The organism is Paraburkholderia guartelaensis, from assembly GCF_004353905.1.
GTDB classification, from domain to species: Bacteria; Pseudomonadota; Gammaproteobacteria; order Burkholderiales; family Burkholderiaceae; genus Paraburkholderia; species Paraburkholderia guartelaensis.
This window is the reverse complement of the sequence record NZ_SMOD01000005.1, coordinates 287,172-307,179: the sequence shown is the minus strand read 5'-3', so window position 1 is coordinate 307,179 and position 20,008 is coordinate 287,172. Positions and strand designations below refer to the sequence as shown.

Below are 20,008 nucleotides of genomic sequence, written 5' to 3'. Positions count from 1 at the left end.
TGTCTTGACTCGCCGTCAGGCGGCCACCGTTTCTGAGGCCGCGTGCGAGCCGGCATGACCGCCGACGAGACAACGCTTGTTGTGCACGTGATATTCGAATTCGTCCCAGTAATGCTTGAGCATGCCGCGCACCGGCATGGCCGCCGCGTCGCCGAGCGCGCAGATCGTGCGGCCCATGATGTTGCCCGCCACCGAGTTCAGCAGGTCCAGGTCTTCCTGGCGGCCTTCGCCGTGCTCGATACGGTTCACCACGCGGTACAGCCAGCCCGTGCCTTCGCGGCACGGCGTGCACTGGCCGCACGACTCTTCGTAATAGAAGTACGAAAGGCGCAGCAGCGAGCGCACCATGCAGCGCGTTTCGTCCATGACGATGACGGCGCCCGAGCCGAGCATCGAGCCCTGCTTGGCGATGGAGTCATAGTCCATGTCCGTCTGCATCATCAGGTCGCCCGGAATGACCGGCGCCGACGAGCCGCCCGGAATCACGGCCTTCAACTTCTTGCCGCCGCGCACGCCGCCGGCCAACTCCATGAGCTTCGCGAACGGGGTGCCGAGCGGAATCTCGTAGTTGCCCGGACGCTCCACGTCGCCCGAGATCGAGAAGATCTTCGTGCCGCCGTTGTTCGGCTTGCCGAGTTCCATATACGTCTGCGGACCGACGGTCAGCAGGAACGGGACGGCTGCGAACGTCTCGGTGTTGTTGATCGTCGTCGGCTTGCCGTACACGCCGAAGCTCGCCGGGAACGGCGGCTTGAAGCGCGGCTGGCCCTTCTTGCCTTCGAGCGACTCGAGCAGCGCGGTTTCCTCGCCGCAGATGTACGCGCCATAGCCATGGTGCGCGTGCAGCTGGAACGAGAAGTCCGTGCCGAGAATGTTGTCGCCGAGATAGCCCGCCTGGCGCGCTTCTTCCAGCGCAGCCTCGAAGCGGCGGTACACCTCGAAAATCTCACCGTGGATGTAGTTGTAGCCCACGGTGATGCCCATCGCGTACGCGCCGATGGCCATGCCTTCGATCACGCTATGCGGATTCCAGCGCAGGATGTCGCGGTCCTTGAACGTGCCAGGCTCGCCCTCGTCCGAGTTGCAGACGAGATACTTCTGCCCCGGGAACTGACGCGGCATGAAGCTCCACTTCAGGCCGGTCGGGAAGCCCGCGCCGCCGCGGCCGCGCAGACCGCTCGCCTTCACGTCGGCGATCACCTGCTCGGGCGGAATCTTTTCTTCGAGAATACGGCGCAGCTGCTTGTAGCCGCCGCGCGCGACGTAGTCTTCGAGATGCCAGTTCTCGCCATTGAGGCCCGCGAGAATCAGCGGTTTGATGTGACGGTCGTGCAACGAAGTCATTTCGAAAGCTCCTCGAGCAGCTGGTCGATCTTCTCGCGGCTCATGAAGCTGCACATGCGGTGATTGTTCACGAGCATCACCGGTGCATCGCCGCACGCGCCCATGCACTCACCTTCTTTCAAGGTGAACTTGCCGTCGGGCGTGGTTTCGCCGAAGTCGATTCCGAGCTTCTGCTTCAGGTATTCGGCGGCGCTCTCCGAGCCGCCTTCCGGGCCGAGCTGGCACGGCAGATTCGTGCAAAGCGTGATCTTGTGCTTGCCGACCGGCTTCGTCTCGAACATCGTGTAGAACGTGGCGACTTCCTGCACCGCGACAGGCGGCATGCCGATGTAGTCGGCCACGTACTGCATGATTTCGGGAGACAGCCAGCCATGCTCTTCCTGAGCAACGGCCAAAGCCGCCATCACGGCGGACTGTCGCTGATCGGCGGGGTACTTCGTCAACGCGCGATCGATTTCTTTCAGGCCTTCAGCTGAGATCATTTTCAGACACGACTCTTTCAATTCCTACCGAACGAAAACCTGCCGCGCGTTTTCAACCATTCGCTGCGACAGACGTGGCGTTCCATGCTGCGTGCGCCCGGGACCGGGCGCACCTTACTGCGCGCCGCCTTAGCGGTCGATTTCACCGAACACGATGTCCTGCGTGCCGATGATCGTGACCGCGTCGGCAATCATGTGGCCGCGCGCCATTTCATCGAGCGCGGACAGGTGGGCATAACCCGGCGCACGGATCTTCAGACGATACGGCTTGTTCGCGCCATCTGACACCAGGTAGATGCCGAATTCACCCTTCGGATGTTCGACGGCAGCGTAAGCCTCGCCTTCGGGCACATGGAAGCCTTCCGTGAAGAGCTTGAAGTGGTGAATCAGCTCTTCCATGTTCGACTTCATGTTCACGCGCGACGGCGGCGCAACCTTGTGATTGTCGATCATCACGGGGCCGGGATTCTTGCGCAGCCACTCAATGCACTGTTTCGCAATGCGAGTGGACTGGCGCATTTCTTCGACGCGCACGAGATAGCGGTCGTAGCAGTCGCCGTTCACGCCCACCGGAATGTCGAAGTCCATCTGGTCGTAGACTTCGTACGGCTGCTTCTTGCGCAGGTCCCACTCGATGCCCGAACCGCGCAGCATCGCGCCCGTGAGGCCGAGCTGCATGGCGCGCTCGGGGCTCACCACACCGATACCGACCAGACGCTGCTTCCAGATACGGTTGTCGGTGAGGAGCGTTTCGTACTCGTCGACGCAACCGGGGAAGCGCGTGAAGAAGTCGTCGATGAAGTCCAGCACCGAGCCTTGGCGCGCCTCGTTCATGCGGGCGAGCGCCTTCTCGTTGTGGATCTTCGACGCCTTGTATTGCGGCATTGCGTCAGGCAGATCGCGGTACACGCCGCCCGGACGGTAGTAAGCCGCGTGCATGCGCGCACCCGAGACCGCCTCGTAGACGTCCATCAGGTCTTCGCGCTCGCGGAACGCGTAGAGGAACACCGCCATCGCGCCAACGTCGAGCGCGTGCGAGCCGATCCACATGAGGTGGTTCAGCACGCGCGTGACTTCGTCGAACAGCACGCGGATGTACTTCGCGCGGATCGGCACTTCAATGCCGAGCAGCTTTTCGATGGCGAGCACATAGCCGTGCTCGTTGACCATCATCGACACGTAGTCGAGACGGTCCATGTACGGCACCGACTGAATGAACGTCTTGCTCTCGGCGAGCTTTTCGGTCGCGCGATGCAGCAGGCCGATGTGCGGATCGGCGCGCTGGATCACTTCGCCGTCGAGCTCGAGCACGAGGCGCAGCACACCGTGCGCTGCCGGGTGCTGCGGGCCGAAGTTGAGCGTGTAGTTCTTGATCTCTGACATGCGACCCTCTTAGTGTTTCTTCAGACCGCCGTAGCGATCTTCGCGGATCACACGCGGCGTGATCTCGCGCGGCTCGATCGTGACGGGCTGGTAGACCACGCGCTTCTGCTCCGGGTCGTAACGCATTTCGACATAGCCCGAAACCGGGAAGTCCTTGCGGAACGGATGGCCGATGAAACCGTAGTCGGTCAGGATGCGGCGCAGGTCGGGGTGGCCTTCGAAGACGATGCCGAACAGGTCGAACGCCTCGCGCTCGTACCAGTTGGCCGAATTCCAGATCTCGACGAGCGAGGGCACGATAGGCACTTCGTCGTCCGGCGCGAACACGCGCAGACGCACGCGCCAGTTGTTCGCGAGCGAGAGAAGATGCGACACCGCGGCGAAGCGCGGGCCTTCCCAGGCGCCGTCACCGAAGGTCTGGTAGTCGACGCCGCACAGGTCGAGCAGTTGCTCGAAGCGCAGCGAGGGGTTGTCGCGCAGCTCCTTGGCCACCGCGAGGGACTCGCCCGCCTTGACGACCAGCGTCAGCTCGCCGAGCGCCTCGGTGAGGCTGACGATGCGCGCGCCGAGGGCCGCTTCGAGGTTCGCTTTCAGGGTCTCGAGTTTGCTTGCCATATTGTGGGGAGGCTCGCGGCCTTTATTGACGGGCGATGGTGCTGGTGCGGCGAATCTTCGCCTGCAACTGGATCACCCCGTAGACCAGGGCTTCCGCTGTCGGCGGGCATCCCGGCACATAGACGTCGACCGGCACGATGCGATCACAACCGCGCACGACCGAATACGAATAGTGGTAGTAGCCGCCACCGTTGGCGCACGACCCCATCGAAATGACCCAGCGCGGCTCGGCCATCTGGTCGTAGACCTTGCGCAGCGCAGGCGCCATCTTGTTGCAGAGCGTGCCGGCGACGATCATGACGTCCGACTGACGCGGGCTCGGACGGAACACCACGCCGAAACGGTCCAGGTCATAACGGGCCGCGCCCGCGTGCATCATCTCGACCGCGCAACACGCCAGACCGAACGTCATCGGCCACAGCGAGCCAGTGCGCGTCCAGTTGATCAGCTTGTCAGCCGTGGTGGTGACAAACCCTTCCTTCAAGACCCCTTCGATACTCATGTGCTTTCCACTCCAGACGGACAGCCCACAGTTTCCCCGCAGTGCCGCCCATACAATCCGGCGATTAACCCATTATTCCCAGTCGAGACCACCCTTCTTCCAGATGTAGGCAAAGCCCAGCAGGAATTCGAGCAGAAACAGCATCATCGACAGAAAGCCCGACCAGCCGATGTCGCGCAGGGCCACGCCCCACGGAAACAGGAACGCCGTTTCGAGGTCGAAGATGATGAAAAGGATGGCGACCAGGTAGTAGCGTACGTCGAACTTCATTCGAGCGTCTTCGAAGGCTTCGAAGCCGCACTCGTACGGCGAATTTTTTTCGCTGTCTGGCCGGTTGGGACCGAGGACCTTGCCGATTGTCACTAGCGCTATGCCCAGACCAACACCCACGAGGAGGAACAGAAGGACGGGGAAATAGGCAGCGAGGTTCAAGGCTATCCTCTATATCGGTTGGTTCTGAGGTTCCGCTGGAACTTGCATCGCTCCGCGGGAATCACTTCACGTACTTCGCGCTGCGAACAGAAGACGAACACGACGTAAGAAGCAAAAATGCCAGCCGAAGCTGAAGCAAGCGGCTGGCATTTTTTAGATAACATTGGTGCCGACGGCGAGACTCGAACTCGCACAGCTTTCGCCACTACCCCCTCAAGATAGCGTGTCTACCAATTTCACCACGTCGGCACTACATGCAATCCGGGACAACAAAATCTTGCAACCCGCGAATCGCTTCAAGACCTAGATTCTAACTTGTTTCCGTTCGTTGTTCAACGCACAAAACAAGTTTTTCAATCTTATTTCGGAACGTCGTTGCCAGGTTGCGAGGCTGCTGCAGCCGGCGAAGCCGCCGCCGGAGCGGATGCGCCAGGAGCAGATGCAACCGGCGCCGAAGCTGCCGGCGCCGAGGCTACGACCGGGGCTGGAACCGAAGCGCCAAGCACGCCCGCCGAAGGCTTCGCATGATACGACCCCAGGTAAGTTAACGCAAGGGTGGAGCAGAAAAACACCGTTGCAAGAACTGCGGTAGTACGCGAAAGGAAGTTCGCGGAACCGCTCGCGCCGAACAGGCTGCCCGACGCGCCGCTGCCGAAAGCAGCGCCCATGTCTGCGCCTTTGCCGTGCTGCAGCAAGACGAGGCCAATCACCCCGAGTGCCGACAGAAGCTGGACGACGATAATCAACGTTTTCAAATACAGCATCACACTCACCTGAGTCCTGGTTGAACGTCCGCCCCTCCCGGAGCAGACGCATAAGCAGCCCGCACGACGCGTTTTATTTCGAATGCTTCGTGCGCAAGCCTTTAGCTCGCGACGCTGGCGCCCGCCGTAGCGGCCACGCAGATCGCGAGGAAATCACCCTCTTTCAGCGACGCACCGCCGATCAGGCCGCCGTCGATGTCGGCCTGACGGAAGAGCTCCGCCGCATTTTCCGGCTTCACGCTGCCGCCGTAGAGCAGCGGCACGTCCGCCACCTGCGCGGCCTTGGCGGCGAGGCGTGCGCGCAGGAATGCATGCACCTGCTGAGCCTGCTCCGAGCTCGCGCTCTTGCCCGTGCCGATCGCCCAGACAGGCTCGTAAGCGACGACGATACGCGCCGCCTCTTCGGCCGACAGGACGGCCAGCACGGCGTCGATCTGTGCGCCGACCACGCGCTCGGTCGCGCCCGACTCGCGCTCTTCGAGCGTCTCACCCACGCAGACGATAGGCGTGAGACCCGCTGCAAGCGCGCGCTGCGTCTTCACAGCGACGAATTCGGAGCTTTCGCCGTGGTATGCGCGGCGCTCCGAGTGACCAACGATCGCAAACGTGGCTTCGAAGTCGGCGACCATGCCTGCCGCGACTTCGCCCGTGTAGGCACCCTGCTCGTGCGCCGAAATGTCTTGCGCGCCCCACTGAACCCGGCTGCCGCCGAGCAGCGCCTGCGCCTGCGCGAGATACGGGAACGGCACGCACACGCCGACGTGCACGTCCGAAGGGAGCGCCTGCGCGCCGCGCGCGACGCCTTCTAGCAGTGCCGCATTGGCCGCGAGGCGGCCATGCATCTTCCAGTTACCGACTACGAGCTTCGATCGTTGTTTCGTCATTGTTCCGGTTGCTGTTAAAAGCGGACGCAAAACACATAATTTTACTGCGTGAAATCCAGGCGGGTCAAACCGCTCCGCCCGCGATGCACAAAAAATACGCGAAAAAAATCCCGAAAAATCAAGCACGAGCGGGTCGCTCGTGCCGATGCGCCGTCAGGCCGCGCTGTTCCAGTCGAGCATGATCTTGCCGACATGCTCGCTGCTTTCCATCAACGCATGGGCCTCGGCGGCCTGCGCGGCGGGAAATACGCGGAACACGACGGGCTTGATGCGACCCTCTTCGATCAGGGGCCAGACCTTCGCCTTGAGTTCCTGAGCGATCTGGGCCTTGAATTCCACGGACCGCGCACGCAGCGTCGAACCGGTCACCGTAAGCCGGCGGCGCAGGATTTCGCCCATGTTGAGTTCGGCCTTGGAGCCGCCGAGCGTGGCGATGATGACGATGCGGCCACCGGTCGCCAGCGCGGAAAGCTCGCGCGCCACATAGCCGCCGGCCACCATGTCGAGAATCACGTCGACGCCGCGGTCGTTCGTGAGCGCCTTCACGACCTCCACGAAATCGCTGGTGCGGTAGTTGATGGCGCGGTCGGCGCCGAGCGCCTCACAGGCGTGGCACTTGTCGTCCGAGCCGGCCGTGGCGAACACGCGAAAGCCAAGGGCATGCGCGATCTGGATCGCCGTCACGCCGATGCCGCTCGAGCCGCCCTGCACGAGCAGCGTCTCGTTCTCGCCGCCCTCGCCCTGGCCGAGGTAGGCGCGCTGGAATACGTTGCTCCAGACCGTGAAGAACGTTTCGGGCAGCGAGGCCGCCTCGACATCGGTGAGGCCCTTCGGCACCGGCAGACATTGCCCGAGCGGCGCGACCGCGTATTCGGCGTAACCGCCGCCCGCGATCAGCGCGCACACGCGATCGCCAATCTTGAGGCCAAACGGATTGTTCTTCTCGTCGATCGAGCCGCCGACGATCTCGCCCGCCACCTCGAGCCCCGGCAGATCGGAAATGCCCGGCGGCGGCGCATACGAGCCCTTGCGCTGGAACACATCGGGACGGTTCACGCCCGAGGCGCTCACCTTGATCAGCACTTCGCCAGCCTTCGGCTCGGGGGTTGGCCGTTCGGCCAGCTTGAGCACGTCCGGCGCACCGAATTCCGTAATCTCGACTGCCTTCATCTCGCGTCTCCTCAGCGCTTCGCGCCCCGTCTGGATGGCGCTGCGCACGCGACCTGATTGACGCATGCGCACTGCCATTCACCCTCATTGTCATAAAAAACGGCCGGCGCGTTTTGCACGTGCCGGCCGTTGGAGCTTACCGCTTTACTGCTGCGGCTCGCCTTGCGGTGCGCCGCCATTCGCCTGCTCGTTGAGCAGCGCCTTGGCGGACAGGCGCACGCGGCCCTTCTCGTCCGTCTGGATGACCTTGACCTTCACGACCTGGCCTTCCTTCAGATAGTCGTTGATGTCCTTGATGCGCTCATTGGCGATCTCGGAGATGTGCAGCAGACCATCCTTGCCCGGCAGCAGGTTCACGATCGCGCCGAAGTCCAGCAGCTTGAGGACCGCGCCTTCGTACACCTGGCCCACTTCGATTTCGGCCGTGATGTTTTCGATGCGCTTCTTCGCTTCGGCCATGCCTTCGCTCGACGTCGAAGCGATGGTCACGACGCCGTCGTCGGAGATGTCGATGGTCGTGCCGGTTTCTTCCGTCAGCGCGCGGATCACCGAACCGCCCTTGCCGATCACGTCGCGGATCTTTTCCGGGTTGATCTTGATGGTGATCATGCGCGGAGCGTACGCCGACAGTTCGGTGTTCACGCCCGACACAGCCGAGGTCATCTTGCCGAGGATATGCATGCGGCCTTCCTTCGCCTGTGCGAGCGCGACCTGCATGATTTCCTTCGTGATGCCCTGGATCTTGATGTCCATCTGCAGCGCGGTCACGCCAGCTTCCGTACCCGCAACCTTGAAGTCCATGTCGCCGAGGTGATCTTCGTCGCCGAGGATGTCGGTCAGCACGGCGAACTTGTTGCCTTCGAGGATCAGGCCCATCGCGATACCGGCGACGTGCGCCTTCATCGGCACGCCGGCGTCCATCAGCGCGAGGCAGCCGCCGCACACCGAAGCCATCGACGACGAACCGTTCGACTCGGTGATTTCCGAAACGACGCGGATCGAGTAGCCGAACTCTTCGGCGCTCGGCAGGCACGCGACGAGCGCGCGCTTGGCGAGACGGCCGTGGCCGATTTCACGGCGCTTGGGCGAGCCAACACGGCCCGTTTCGCCGGTCGCGAACGGGGGCATGTTGTAGTGGAGCATGAAGCGGTCGCGGTACTCGCCTTCGAGCGCGTCGATGATCTGCTCGTCGCCCTTGGTGCCGAGCGTCGCGACAACCAGCGCCTGCGTTTCGCCGCGCGTGAAGAGCGCCGAACCGTGGGTGCGCGGCAGCACGCCCGTGCGGATCTCGATCGGGCGAACCGTGCGCGTGTCGCGGCCGTCGATACGCGGCTCGCCGTTCAGGATCTGCGAACGGACGATCTTCGCTTCGAGGTCGAACACGATGTTGCCGACCGTGGCCTTGTCGGCCGCCGTCGTGCCGGCCGCAGCCGCTTCTTCTTCGAGCTTGGCCGACGTCGCTGCGTAGACTTCCTTCAGCTTGGTCGAACGCTGTTGCTTGTCACGCAGTTGGTACGCGGCGAGCAGGTTTTCGTTGGCGATGGCCGTGACGCGCGCGATGAGCGCTTCGTCCTTCGGCGCCGGCGTCCAGTCCCACTCGGGCTTGCCGCCGTCACGAACCAGTTCGTGGATCGCGTCGATGGCCGTTTGCATCTGCTCGTGGCCGAACACGACCGCGCCGAGCATCACGTCTTCCGGCAGCTGGTCGGCTTCCGATTCCACCATCAGCACGGCGCGCTCGGTACCGGCCACGACGAGGTCGAGGCGCGATTCCTTGATCTGCGCGCGCGTCGGATTGAGCACGTACTCGTTGTTGATGTAGGCCACGCGTGCGGCGCCCACCGGGCCGTTGAACGGCAGACCCGAGATCGCCAGCGCAGCCGACGCGCCGATCAGCGCGGGGATGTCAGCCGGGACTTCCGGGTTGATCGACAGGACGTGGATCACGACCTGGACTTCGTTGTAATAGCCTTCCGGGAAGAGCGGACGCAGCGGGCGGTCGATCAGGCGCGAGATGAGCGTCTCGCCTTCCGACGGACGGCCTTCGCGGCGGAAGAAGCCGCCCGGGATCTTGCCGGCCGAATAGGTCTTTTCGATGTAGTCGACGGTGAGCGGGAAGAAGTCCTGACCCGGCTTGGCGGTCTTCGCGCCAACGACGGTCGCGAGCACGACGGTGTCTTCGACGTCGACGATGACAGCACCGCTGGCCTGACGGGCGATCTCACCCGTTTCGAGGCGCACGTTGTGCTGGCCCCATTTGAATTCCTTCACGACTTTATTGAACATGGTCATGGTCACTCACTCCTTACTCATTTGTTATGCGCCGCCCGCACACGCGGACGATGCGGCAAGACAGGTTCCGGCACCGCGCAGGAAGAGGAGTGTTATGCCATTCCAGCGAATCGCGAGATTGCGAAACTGTTGCCGTGCGGCTGTGACGCATCGCCGCGCACGATCTGCTGGAATGACACAAAGCTCTGCCCCGAGGCCCGGCCCTGCTGCTTGTACTGCTGGTGCTACGTGGTGTTGCCTTGTGTTCCGAACCGGTGTTTATCGCATCAAAACAGCTTGAAAAGCAGCATGAAGCGCACCGTTCAAAAACAAAATGCCTGCATCAGTGGAACTGACACAGGCATCTTTGCGGAAGACCTTCCGATTACTTACGCAGACCCAGCTTCTCGATCAGCGCGCGGTAACGATCAGCGTCCTTGCCCTTCAGGTAGTCGAGCAGCTTACGGCGGCGGCTCACCATGCGCAGCAGACCGCGGCGGCTGTGGTGGTCCTTCGCGTGCGACTTGAAGTGGCCAGTCAGTTCGTTGATACGCGACGTCAGGAGTGCAACCTGAACTTCGGGCGAACCCGTGTCGTTGGTGCCGCGCGCGAATTGCGCGACGACGTCGGACTTCTTGATATCTGCTACGGACATTTTGCTTTTCCTTTAAAACAAACGAGCGGTCACGGAAGAAAGGCCGTGCCGTGGCTTGGTTCTTACTGCTTGATTGTCTTGCCGCAGGTTCGCGACAAGGGGCGTATTGTAGCACAGCCCCGATTTGCCGCGAAACCGCTTGTAAGGAGCACCCTCACGGCCGCTTCATCTGGCAGACCGTGGCGGGAGCGGTGCGCTCCGCGGGGAGCGTCAGCACCGTGCGAAAGCCATAGCCGGAACCCTCGTTGTCGTAGCGCACGCCGGGCGTGCCCTGCTTGTCCATCTCCATGACGTAAAGGGGCTGGATCACCTGGTGGTCGTCGGCACGCATCCACATGGGGTGGAACCCATTGTCGAAGCGCATGCCCTCCAATGCCTTCGCGACGGCCTCGGGGTCGGCCGTGCCCGCCTTCGTCATGGCCTGGGCGAGCATTTCCACCATCATCGACATGCGCAGCACCGGGTAGTCGTCCTTGGCCGCCGGATAGCGCGCCCTGAACGCCTTGTACCACGCGTCGGAAGCTGCGCCGCCCGCGTTCGGATGCCAGTCGGCTACCGCGATCACGCGCTTCACGCCCGCGTCGCCCAGCGCCGCCGGCGCGCCCAGGCTGTTGCCGTAGAAGGTGTAGAACTTCGTGTCGAGGCCCTGCTCGCGCGCGGCCTTCACGAGCAGCGTCAGGTCGTTGCCCCAGTTTCCGGTGATGACGGCGTCGGCGCCCGCGGCGCGAATCTTGGCGATGTAAGGCGCGAAGTCCTTCACGCGGCCGATGGGGTGGAATTCGTCGCCGACGATGGCGATGTCCGGGCGGTCCTTCGCCAGCGCAGCGCGCGCGAGCGTGCTCACGTCATGGCCGAAGCTGTAGTCCTGGTTGAGGAGATACACCTTCTTCACCGATTTGTCCGCGGCGATCACGTCCGCAAGCGCGTCCATGCGCATGCCCGCGTGCGCGTCGAAGCGGAAATGCCAGAAGCTGCAATTCGCGTTGGTGAGCGCGGGGTCGTCGGCGGAATAGTTGAGGAAGAGCTCGCGGTTCTGCGGATCGCGCGCGGCCTGGCGATCGACCGCCGACTCGAGCGCCGCCGCCACCGCCGAGCTGTTGCCCTGCATGACATAGCCGATGTGGCGGTCCTGCGCCATACGCAGCTGCAAGAGCGCCGCCTCGGGGCTGCCCTTGCTGTCGAGCGTCACCAGTTCGAGCGGATGCGCCCCGTCACGCAGCACGACGCCGCCGCGCGCATTGACCCGCTCGACGCCGAAGCGCAGGTTGCGCTCGACGGCCGCGCCCGCGTCCGCGAACGGGCCGGACATGCCTTCGATCAGCGCGAGCTGGATCGGCTTGCCGGTCGGCGCCTCATCCGCCCGTGCTCCGGTTGCGGCCGCGAGGCCTGCCGCCAGCGCCGTCATGGCGACCATGATCGCCGCCGCACACGCCATGCGTGCCGTTATGCGCTTTTCTCTCATTGTTCGATGCCAGCCGGATTTCCATTCGAAGCGCGGATCATAGGCCGCGACGCGGTGCGACGGCAAGGCCGAGATCCGTCGCTGCGCAGACAGGCCCGGCCCGCGCGCGCCTCGCGCCGTGTCAAAATAAGGGTTCCACATTTACGGCGGTCATTGGAACCTTGCCATCGGGGGACATCATGTTCACGCGCCTATCTACCTCGCTCGCAACGCCTGTACGCTTCGCCTCGCGCCGCCTGCGTCTCGCCCTCCTCGCGGGCGTTGGCGCACTCGCGCTCGCCGGCTGCGCACAGCCGTGGCAGCAATTCCATGCGGGCGACGACGCGCAGTCCGTGATCGCCCGATTCGGGCCGCCGGCTGAAACCTACGACCTGCCCGACGGCGGCAAGCGCCTGATGTGGCCAACCCAGCCGATGGGCGAAACCACCACCGCCGCCGACATCGACGCGAGCGGCAAAGTCGTGAACCTGCGCCAGGTGCTGCAGCCCAACGAGTTCTATCGCGCGGAAATCGGCAAATGGACGCGCACCGACGTGCTCGTCAACTTCGGCCGCCCGGTCGAAACCTCCTACTTCCCGCTGATGAAGAAGGAAGCGTGGACCTACCGCTACCTCGAAGACAACGTCTGGTACATGCTCTACAGCTTCTACTTCGACGACCAGGGCATTCTGCGGCTCACGCAGAAGACGCCCGATCCGCTGCACGATCCGGATCGCCGCAGCCTGTTCTGATTGTTTTGATCGTGGCCCCGGCGCAGCAAAAAACAAAACCCCCGCGCTCTTGCGAGCCGGGGGTTTTTCATTGGCTGGGCGATGCGAGGCCAGAAGCCTCGCCACCGCTTACACCGCTTCGGAGCGCTGCGGATTGACCTTGTCGCCCGAGTAGAGCTTGTTGAGCGCCGAGATATACGCCTTCGCCGATGCGGCAACGATATCCGGATCCGTGCCCACGCCATTGACGATGCGGCCGGCTTTCGAGAGACGCACCGTCACTTCGCCCTGCGCCTGGGTGCCCGTCGTGATCGCGTTCACCGAGTACAGCAAAAGCTCCGAGCCGCTGCCCACTTCGGTTTCGATCGCATTGAGCGTGGCGTCCACCGGGCCGTTGCCCGCGGCTTCGCCGGTCACTTCCTTGCCGTCAGCCGAGAACACGACGCGTGCGTGCGGACGCTCACCCGTTTCCGAGTGCTGCGCGAGCGAGATGAACTTGAAGTGCTCCTGATCCTGCGCCTGCGCCGACTCTTCCGTGACGATCGCGATGATGTCTTCGTCGAAGATTTCGGACTTGCGGTCGGCCAGTTCCTTGAAGCGCGCGAACGCGTTGTTCAGTTCGCCTTCGCTGTCGAGCTGGATGCCCAGTTCCTGCAGACGCTGCTTGAACGCGTTGCGGCCCGAGAGCTTGCCGAGCACGATCTTGTTCGCGCTCCAGCCCACGTCTTCGGCGCGCATGATCTCGTAGGTGTCGCGCGCCTTGAGCACGCCGTCCTGGTGGATGCCTGAAGCGTGCGCGAAGGCGTTCGCGCCGACCACGGCCTTGTTCGGCTGCACGACAAAACCGGTGATCTGCGAAACGAGCTTCGATGCCGGCACGATCTGCGTGGTGTCGATGCCGAGATCGAGGCCGAAGTAGTCCTTGCGGGTCTTCACGGCCATCACGATTTCTTCGAGCGACGTGTTGCCCGCGCGCTCGCCGAGACCGTTGATCGTGCACTCCACCTGACGCGCACCGCCGATCTGCACACCGGCCAGCGAGTTCGCCACGGCCATGCCGAGGTCGTTGTGGCAGTGCACCGAGAACACGGCCTTGTCCGAATTCGGAATGCGCTCGCGCAGCGTCTTCACGAGGTTGCCGTACAGCTCGGGAATACCGTAGCCGACCGTATCGGCGATATTGATCGTGGTCGCGCCTTCATTGATCACGGCTTCGAGCACGCGGCACAGGAAGTCCATGTCCGAACGGCTGCCGTCTTCGGGCGAGAATTCCACGTCGTTCGTGAACTTGCGTGCGAAGCGCACCGCGAGCTTCGCCTGCTCGAGCACCTGCTCGGGCGACATGCGAAGCTTCTTCTCCATGTGCAGCGCCGAAGTGGCGATGAACGTGTGGATGCGGAAGTGATCGGCGGGCTTGAGCGCGTCGGCGGCGCGCTGGATGTCCTTGTCGTTCGCGCGGGCGAGCGAGCAGATCGTGCTGTCCTTCACCATGCCGGCGATCGTGTGGATCGCGTCGAAGTCGCCGTTCGAGCTGGCTGCGAAGCCGGCTTCGATAATGTCGACCTTCATGCGCTCGAGCTGCTTCGCGATGCGGATTTTCTCTTCCTTCGTCATCGACGCACCGGGCGACTGCTCGCCGTCACGCAACGTCGTATCGAAGATGATGAGCTTGTCTGCTGCCATTTCGGGTCTCCAGGGGGACTTGTTCAGTGTCTAAAACGGATTTTGGGTGTTCGCGCCACCGATGGCGACGCTGACAATGAACGAGGCTTACGGAGGGCGAGCGAGATCAGCGCGGCAGGCGCGCTAGCGCTAGCGTGCCTAGTAGCGCGCCGGCTTGAAGGGAGAAGAGGGGGAACTGGATGGTGTCCATGCCGCCGACTATAGCCGGAATCCGCCGATAGCGCAATTGGAAGAGACCAGCCCAGGCGGGCGCAAAAAGAAAAAGGGCCGCGCTCGCGCGCAGCCCTCTTTTCAGTATTCCCCCACCCGCGCCTTACCGCTCGCGCGGCGACGAACGCGCCGGGTTCGAGCGTCCGCGCACGGCCTGGTACGCCCAGAACACATAGCCCGAGAGACCGTAGAGCACGAAGAGGCCGAACAGCATCAACGGCGGATCGGACGACACCAGCACGAACGCCACCACCACGAGCAGCGTGGCGGCGAACGGCACGCGATGGCGCACGTCGAGCGCCTTGCCGCTGTAGAACGGCGCATTGGACACCATCGTCACGCCCGCGTAGATCGTCAGCACGAAGGCCACCCACGGCAGCCACGAAAGCTTCACGGGCACGCGGTTGTCGGTGGCGAGCCAGACGAAGCCGGCGATGAGCGCGGCCGCAGCCGGGCTCGGGAGGCCCTGGAAGAAGCGCTTGTCCACGACGCCGATGTTCGTGTTGAAGCGCGCAAGACGCAGCGCCGCGCCCGAACAGTAGACGAATGCCGCAAGCCAGCCCCAGCGCCCGAGATCCTTGAGCACCCACTCGTACATCACGAGCGCGGGTGCCACACCGAACGACACCATGTCCGAGAGGCTGTCGAACTGCTCGCCGAACGCGCTTTGCGAGTGCGTCATGCGCGCCACGCGCCCGTCCATGCCGTCGAGCACCATCGCCACGAAAATGGCGATGGCCGCCACCTCGAAGCGCACGTTCATGGCCTGCACGACCGCGAAGAAGCCGCAGAAGAGCGCCGCCGTGGTGAACGCGTTGGGCAGCAGGTAGATGCCGCGCTTCTTCAGGAACTCCTGGCGCGCCGCGCGCCGGTTCGCGGCGACGCCCATGGGCTCCTGCACGGCCTTGTTGCGCCGAAACGGCCGCGGCAGCGGCGCGCCGGCGGGGTTACGGGGTCGACGCTGTTTGAATCCGGCCATCGCAGCCCTCCTTTATGCCGATTGGGTCGGCAGTTCGGCGAGGATCGTCGACGAGGCAGATACCTTCTCGCCAATCGACACACGCGGGCGGCTGCCCACGGGCAGGTAGACGTCGACGCGCGAGCCGAAGCGGATGAAGCCATAGCGCTGGCCGCGCGACAGCGGCTCACCGGCACGCACGTAGCAGAGAATGCGGCGCGCAATAAGGCCCGCGATCTGCACCGAGGTGACGGTCGTGCCGTCGGCCATCGTCAGGACCACGGCGTTGCGCTCGTTCTCGGTCGAAGCCTTGTCGATGGCGGCGTTCAGGTACGCGCCCGGGAAGTACTCGACCTTGGCGACGGCACCGTCCACGGGCGAACGCTGCGAGTGCACGTTGAAAACGTTCATGAACACGCTGATCTTGAGCGCTTCACGGTTTGCATACGGGTCGTGCGCGGTTTCCACGGCGACGATGCGGCCGTCCGCCGGGCACAGCACGGCGTTGGCCTGGCTCGGAATCGGGCGCGGCGGATCGCGGAAGAACTGAACGACGAAGATCAGGATCAGCCAGAAGGGCCACGCGAGTCCGAAGCCTGCGACCGCATGGATCAAGAGCGCCACGACGGCCGCAATGGCGATGAACGGCCAGCCTTCGCGCGCGATGATCGGATGAGGGTAATTCATGGTGGCTTCGCTGTTATTTTAAAAACCGTAGGATAGCAAAAGCCGCCCAGGGTTCATCCCACCTGGGCGGCTTTTTCGGGTCTGACTCAAGTCAAACTGATGAGTGCCGGCATAAAACCGCACACGCGATCAGATTGAGCCGTCAGATTAGTTCTTCGACTGGTCGACGAGCTTGTTCGCGGCGATCCACGGCATCATCGCGCGCAGCTTCGCACCGACCACTTCGATCTGGTGCTCGGCGCCGAGACGGCGGCGCGATTGCAGCGTCGGTGCGCCGGCCTTGTTTTCCAGGATGAAGCTCTTGGCGTATTCGCCGGTCTGGATGTCCTTCAGGACTTCCTTCATGACCTTCTTCGTCTCGGCCGTGATGACGCGCGGGCCCGTCACGTACTCGCCGTACTCGGCGTTGTTCGAGATCGAGTAGTTCATGTTGGCGATGCCGCCTTCATAGATCAGGTCGACGATCAGCTTCAGTTCGTGCAGGCACTCGAAGTAAGCCATTTCCGGTGCGTAGCCTGCTTCGACCAGCGTTTCGAAGCCAGCCTTGATCAGGTCGACCGTACCGCCGCACAGCACGGCTTGTTCGCCGAACAGGTCGGTTTCGGTTTCTTCGCGGAAGTTCGTTTCGATGATGCCGGCACGGCCGCCGCCGTTCGCTGCTGCGTACGACAGAGCGATGTCACGTGCTGCGCCCGACTTGTCCTGGTGGACAGCGATCAGGTGGGGAACGCCGCCGCCTTGCGAGTACGTGCCGCGAACCGTGTGGCCCGGCGCCTTCGGGGCGATCATGATGACGTCCAGATCCGCGCGCGGGATCACCTGGCCGTAGTGCACGTTGAAGCCGTGGGCGAACGCGAGCGCTGCGCCGTTCTTGATGTTCGCGTGGACTTCCTTCGCGTAGACATCGGCGATCTGCTCGTCGGGCAGGAGCATCATGACGACGTCGGCGTTCTTCACCGCTTCGGCCACTTCCTTGACCTGCAGGCCGGCGTTCTCAGCCTTGCTCCACGATGCGCCGTTCTTGCGCAGACCGACCGTGACGTTCACGCCGCTGTCCTTCAGGTTCAGCGCGTGTGCGTGGCCTTGCGAGCCGTAACCGATGATCGTGACCTGCTTGCCCTTGATGAGGGAGAGATCGGCGTCCTTGTCGTAGAAAACTTTCATGTTGGTTCCTTGGCGAGAGTCTGGTGAATTTCGGTACTGCTATTAGCTTTTGCTGCACCGGATGCGATTAAGGACGCATCCGGTCAAGTCCGGTGCAAGATCGACTGTGGTCGGGTCACACCTTCAGAATGCGCTCTCCGCGCCCAATGCCCGAGCCGCCCGTACGGACGGTTTCGAGAATCGCGGTCGCATCGATCGCTTCGATGAACGCGTCGAGCTTGTCGCTCGCGCCCGTCAGTTCGATCGTGTAGGTCTTTTCGGTGACATCGATGATACGGCCGCGGAAAATATCCGCCATCCGCTTCATCTCCTCACGTTCCTTGCCGACCGCCCTTACCTTGATCAGCATCAGCTCGCGCTCGATGTGGGCGCCCTCGGTAAGGTCGACCACTTTCACCACCTCGATCAGGCGGTTCAGATGCTTCGTGATCTGTTCGATCACGTCGTCCGAGCCAATGGAAACGATGGTCATGCGCGACAGCGAACGGTCTTCGGTCGGCGCCACCGTCAAGGTTTCAATGTTGTAGCCGCGTGCGGAGAAGAGGCCGACCACGCGCGAGAGCGCGCCCGGCTCGTTTTCCAGCAGAACGGAAATAATGTGTCTCATGATGTGATCCGCGATTTATCCAGTTTTGGGTGGCTGCCGCCCTTCCCCGCGAACCCGCGCGCCCCTTGTGTGGACGCGCGCCGCGCGAGGTCGAAACGGCGCCGTGCAAATACCGTTACAGGTCTTCCGAGCCGAGCAGCATCTCGGTGATGCCCTTGCCGGCCTGTACCATCGGCCAGACGTTTTCGGAAGGGTCGGTCTGGAAATCGAGGAACACCGTGCGGTCCTTCAAACGCAGCGCTTCCTTGAGCGCCGGCTCGACGTCCGCCGTCTTTTCGATCCGCATGCCGACGTGGCCGTACGCTTCGGCGAGCTTCACGAAGTCAGGCAGCGCATCCATATACGAATGCGAATAGCGCTTGCTGTATTCGATCTGCTGCCACTGGCGGACCATGCCGAGGTAGCGGTTATTGAGCGAAATGATCTTCACGGGCGTGTCGTACTGCTTGCAGGTCGACAGCTCCTGAATGCACATCTGGATCGAGCCTTCGCCCGTGATGCACAGCACGTCGTCGTCCGGGTGCGCCATCTTCACGCCCATCGCCGCCGGCAGGCCAAAGCCCATCGTGCCGAGGCCACCGGAGTTGATCCAGCGGCGCGGCTGGTTGAAGCGGTAGAACTGCGCGGCCCACATCTGGTGCTGGCCCACGTCCGAGCACACGAACGCGTTGCCGCCCGTGAGTTCCCACGCCTTCTCCACCACGTACTGCGGCTTGATGATCTCGCTCGAACGGTCGAACTTCAGGCAGTTCTTCTCGCGCCAGCTTTCGATGTCCTTCCACCAGTCGGCGAGCGCGGCCGTATCCGGGCCGTGATCGGCGTGCTGAAGCTGCTCGATGAGTTCCTTGAGCACTTCCTTCACGTCGCCGACGATGGGGATATCGACCTTCACGCGCTTCGAGATGGACGACGGGTCGATGTCGATGTGAATGATCTTGCGCGGACGCGAGGCGAAGTGCGCCGGATCGCCGATCACACGGTCGTCGAAGCGCGCACCGATCGCGATCAGCACGTCGCAGTGCTGCATCGCCATGTTGGCTTCGTAGGTGCCGTGCATGCCGAGCATGCCGAGGAACTTGCGGTCGCTCGCGCGGTAGCCGCCCAGACCCATCAGCGTGTTCGTGACCGGGTAGCCGAGCAGGTCCGCGAACTGGTTCAGTTCGCGCGACGCATCCGCGAGGATGATGCCGCCGCCGGTGTAGATATACGGACGCTTGGCCGAGAGGAGCAGCGACACCGCCTTGCGGATCTGCCCCGAGTGGCCCTTGGTGACCGGATTGTACGAACGCAGCGTGACGTTTTTGATCGGTTCATACGTGCACGGCGTCTTCGACACATCCTTCGGAATGTCGATCAGCACAGGGCCGGGACGGCCGGTGCGCGCAATGTAGAAAGCTTTCTTGACGGTGGCGGCGAGGTCGCGCACGTCCTTCACGAGGAAGTTGTGCTTCACGCAGGGACGCGTGATGCCGACCGTGTCGCACTCCTGGAAGGCGTCTTGACCAATCGCGGCGGTAGGCACCTGGCCGCTGATGATCACCATCGGGATCGAGTCCATGTAGGCCGTCGCGATGCCCGTCACCGCATTGGTGACGCCAGGCCCCGAGGTCACGAGACACACGCCGACATTACCGGTCGAACGCGCATAGGCGTCGGCCGCGTGTACGGCTGCCTGTTCGTGGCGCACGAGAACGTGCTGAATCTTGTCCTGCTTGTACAGCTCGTCGTAAATGTAGAGCACCGAGCCGCCGGGATAGCCCCAGATGAATTCGACCTGCTCGTCCGCGAGCGCCTTCATCAGCACGGTTCCGCCGATGGAGGTATTAGCTTGAGGGTCAGATTCTTGCGAAGGGGGGACCGACGTGGAGAATTCCGCGCTGGGCATGTTCATCATTGACCTTTCGAATTTTCGGCAAAAAATTGATCGGGTGCTCTCTGCCGGGCTTGTGGCTCGGGTTCAAGCGGCGCGTCCAGTTGACAGATGAGCTTCTTGGGCCACATCCGAATTGAGACAAGTCACTTATG

The 20,008-nt window shown here is 63.1% G+C and carries 19 protein-coding genes and 1 tRNA gene; 1 reads left to right on the top strand and 19 read right to left on the bottom strand.

The genetic code is table 11. The features are described from left to right. Positions 1-15 precede the first annotated feature (15 nt). From nuoF to E1N52_RS09180, 13 genes are all read right to left on the bottom strand, one after another. On the bottom strand, positions 16-1,344 hold the full coding sequence (nuoF, locus tag E1N52_RS09240; protein WP_133182095.1) for an NADH-quinone oxidoreductase subunit NuoF: 1,329 nt from the start codon (positions 1,342-1,344) through the stop codon (positions 16-18). Beyond that, on the bottom strand, positions 1,341-1,826 hold the full coding sequence (gene nuoE / locus E1N52_RS09235) for an NADH-quinone oxidoreductase subunit NuoE (protein WP_133182093.1): 486 nt from the start codon (positions 1,824-1,826) through the stop codon (positions 1,341-1,343). Before nuoE ends, nuoF begins: the two co-directional genes overlap by 4 nt. 129 nt (positions 1,827-1,955) lie before the next feature. Continuing rightward, positions 1,956-3,209, bottom strand: a complete 1,254-nt coding sequence (locus E1N52_RS09230; protein ID WP_133182092.1) for an NADH-quinone oxidoreductase subunit D — start codon at positions 3,207-3,209, stop codon at positions 1,956-1,958. Between the two features lie 9 nt (positions 3,210-3,218). After that, entirely contained in the window at positions 3,219-3,824 is a 606-nt protein-coding gene (locus E1N52_RS09225; protein ID WP_133182090.1) for an NADH-quinone oxidoreductase subunit C, read from the bottom strand. A gap of 22 nt (positions 3,825-3,846) precedes the next feature. Further along, the gene (locus E1N52_RS09220; RefSeq protein ID WP_027819582.1) at positions 3,847-4,326 is read right to left on the bottom strand and encodes a NuoB/complex I 20 kDa subunit family protein; all 480 of its coding nucleotides are present in this window, start codon (positions 4,324-4,326) and stop codon (positions 3,847-3,849) included. 72 nt (positions 4,327-4,398) lie between these two features. Continuing rightward, positions 4,399-4,758, bottom strand: a complete 360-nt coding sequence (gene ndhC / locus E1N52_RS09215; RefSeq protein ID WP_133182088.1) for an NADH-quinone oxidoreductase subunit A — start codon at positions 4,756-4,758, stop codon at positions 4,399-4,401. A gap of 164 nt (positions 4,759-4,922) precedes the next feature. Further along, positions 4,923-5,007: transfer RNA gene (locus E1N52_RS09210), tRNA-Leu, on the bottom strand. Between the two features lie 110 nt (positions 5,008-5,117). Beyond that, complete coding sequence (gene secG / locus E1N52_RS09205; RefSeq protein WP_133182086.1) at positions 5,118-5,522, bottom strand: preprotein translocase subunit SecG; 405 nt, start codon at positions 5,520-5,522, stop codon at positions 5,118-5,120. Between the two features lie 101 nt (positions 5,523-5,623). Beyond that, a complete protein-coding gene (tpiA, locus tag E1N52_RS09200) occupies positions 5,624-6,406 on the bottom strand; it encodes a triose-phosphate isomerase (protein ID WP_133182085.1) in 783 nt (260 codons plus the stop codon). A gap of 153 nt (positions 6,407-6,559) precedes the next feature. Beyond that, positions 6,560-7,576 carry an NAD(P)H-quinone oxidoreductase gene (locus E1N52_RS09195; RefSeq protein ID WP_133182083.1) on the bottom strand — a complete coding sequence of 339 codons (1,017 nt, stop codon included), beginning with the start codon at positions 7,574-7,576 and terminating at the stop codon, positions 6,560-6,562. Between the two features lie 144 nt (positions 7,577-7,720). Then, on the bottom strand, positions 7,721-9,868 hold the full coding sequence (gene pnp / locus E1N52_RS09190) for a polyribonucleotide nucleotidyltransferase (protein ID WP_133182081.1): 2,148 nt from the start codon (positions 9,866-9,868) through the stop codon (positions 7,721-7,723). Between the two features lie 364 nt (positions 9,869-10,232). After that, positions 10,233-10,502: a 30S ribosomal protein S15 gene (gene rpsO, locus E1N52_RS09185; RefSeq protein ID WP_133182080.1), complete on the bottom strand. Its 270-nt coding sequence runs from the start codon at positions 10,500-10,502 to the stop codon at positions 10,233-10,235. Between the two features lie 154 nt (positions 10,503-10,656). After that, entirely contained in the window at positions 10,657-11,964 is a 1,308-nt protein-coding gene (locus E1N52_RS09180) for a branched-chain amino acid ABC transporter substrate-binding protein (protein WP_246089004.1), read from the bottom strand. A 179-nt stretch (positions 11,965-12,143) separates the two neighbouring features. On the opposite strand from E1N52_RS09180, the gene E1N52_RS09175 reads away from it, so the two are divergent. After that, complete coding sequence (locus tag E1N52_RS09175; protein WP_133182078.1) at positions 12,144-12,695, top strand: hypothetical protein; 552 nt, start codon at positions 12,144-12,146, stop codon at positions 12,693-12,695. Positions 12,696-12,803: 108 nt separating this feature from the next. Here the strand turns inward: E1N52_RS09175 and E1N52_RS09170 are convergent, their stop codons facing one another. The 6 genes from E1N52_RS09170 to E1N52_RS09145 all read right to left on the bottom strand — a co-directional run bounded on the left by E1N52_RS09170 (position 12,804) and on the right by E1N52_RS09145 (position 19,874). Then, positions 12,804-14,357: a 2-isopropylmalate synthase gene (locus E1N52_RS09170; protein ID WP_133182076.1), complete on the bottom strand. Its 1,554-nt coding sequence runs from the start codon at positions 14,355-14,357 to the stop codon at positions 12,804-12,806. Between the two features lie 313 nt (positions 14,358-14,670). Beyond that, positions 14,671-15,546 (bottom strand): CDP-diacylglycerol--serine O-phosphatidyltransferase, encoded by an 876-nt coding sequence (pssA, locus tag E1N52_RS09165; RefSeq protein ID WP_042271776.1) that lies wholly within the window; start codon positions 15,544-15,546, stop codon positions 14,671-14,673. Positions 15,547-15,558: 12 nt separating this feature from the next. Then, on the bottom strand, positions 15,559-16,212 hold the full coding sequence (locus E1N52_RS09160) for a phosphatidylserine decarboxylase (protein WP_028205688.1): 654 nt from the start codon (positions 16,210-16,212) through the stop codon (positions 15,559-15,561). 147 nt (positions 16,213-16,359) lie between these two features. Beyond that, positions 16,360-17,376, bottom strand: coding sequence for a ketol-acid reductoisomerase (gene ilvC, locus E1N52_RS09155; RefSeq protein ID WP_028205689.1), 1,017 nt, complete (start codon positions 17,374-17,376; stop codon positions 16,360-16,362). A gap of 115 nt (positions 17,377-17,491) precedes the next feature. Beyond that, complete coding sequence (gene ilvN, locus E1N52_RS09150) at positions 17,492-17,983, bottom strand: acetolactate synthase small subunit (protein ID WP_027795483.1); 492 nt, start codon at positions 17,981-17,983, stop codon at positions 17,492-17,494. A 115-nt stretch (positions 17,984-18,098) separates the two neighbouring features. Then, complete coding sequence (locus E1N52_RS09145) at positions 18,099-19,874, bottom strand: acetolactate synthase 3 catalytic subunit (protein WP_133182187.1); 1,776 nt, start codon at positions 19,872-19,874, stop codon at positions 18,099-18,101. Positions 19,875-20,008 lie beyond the last annotated feature (134 nt).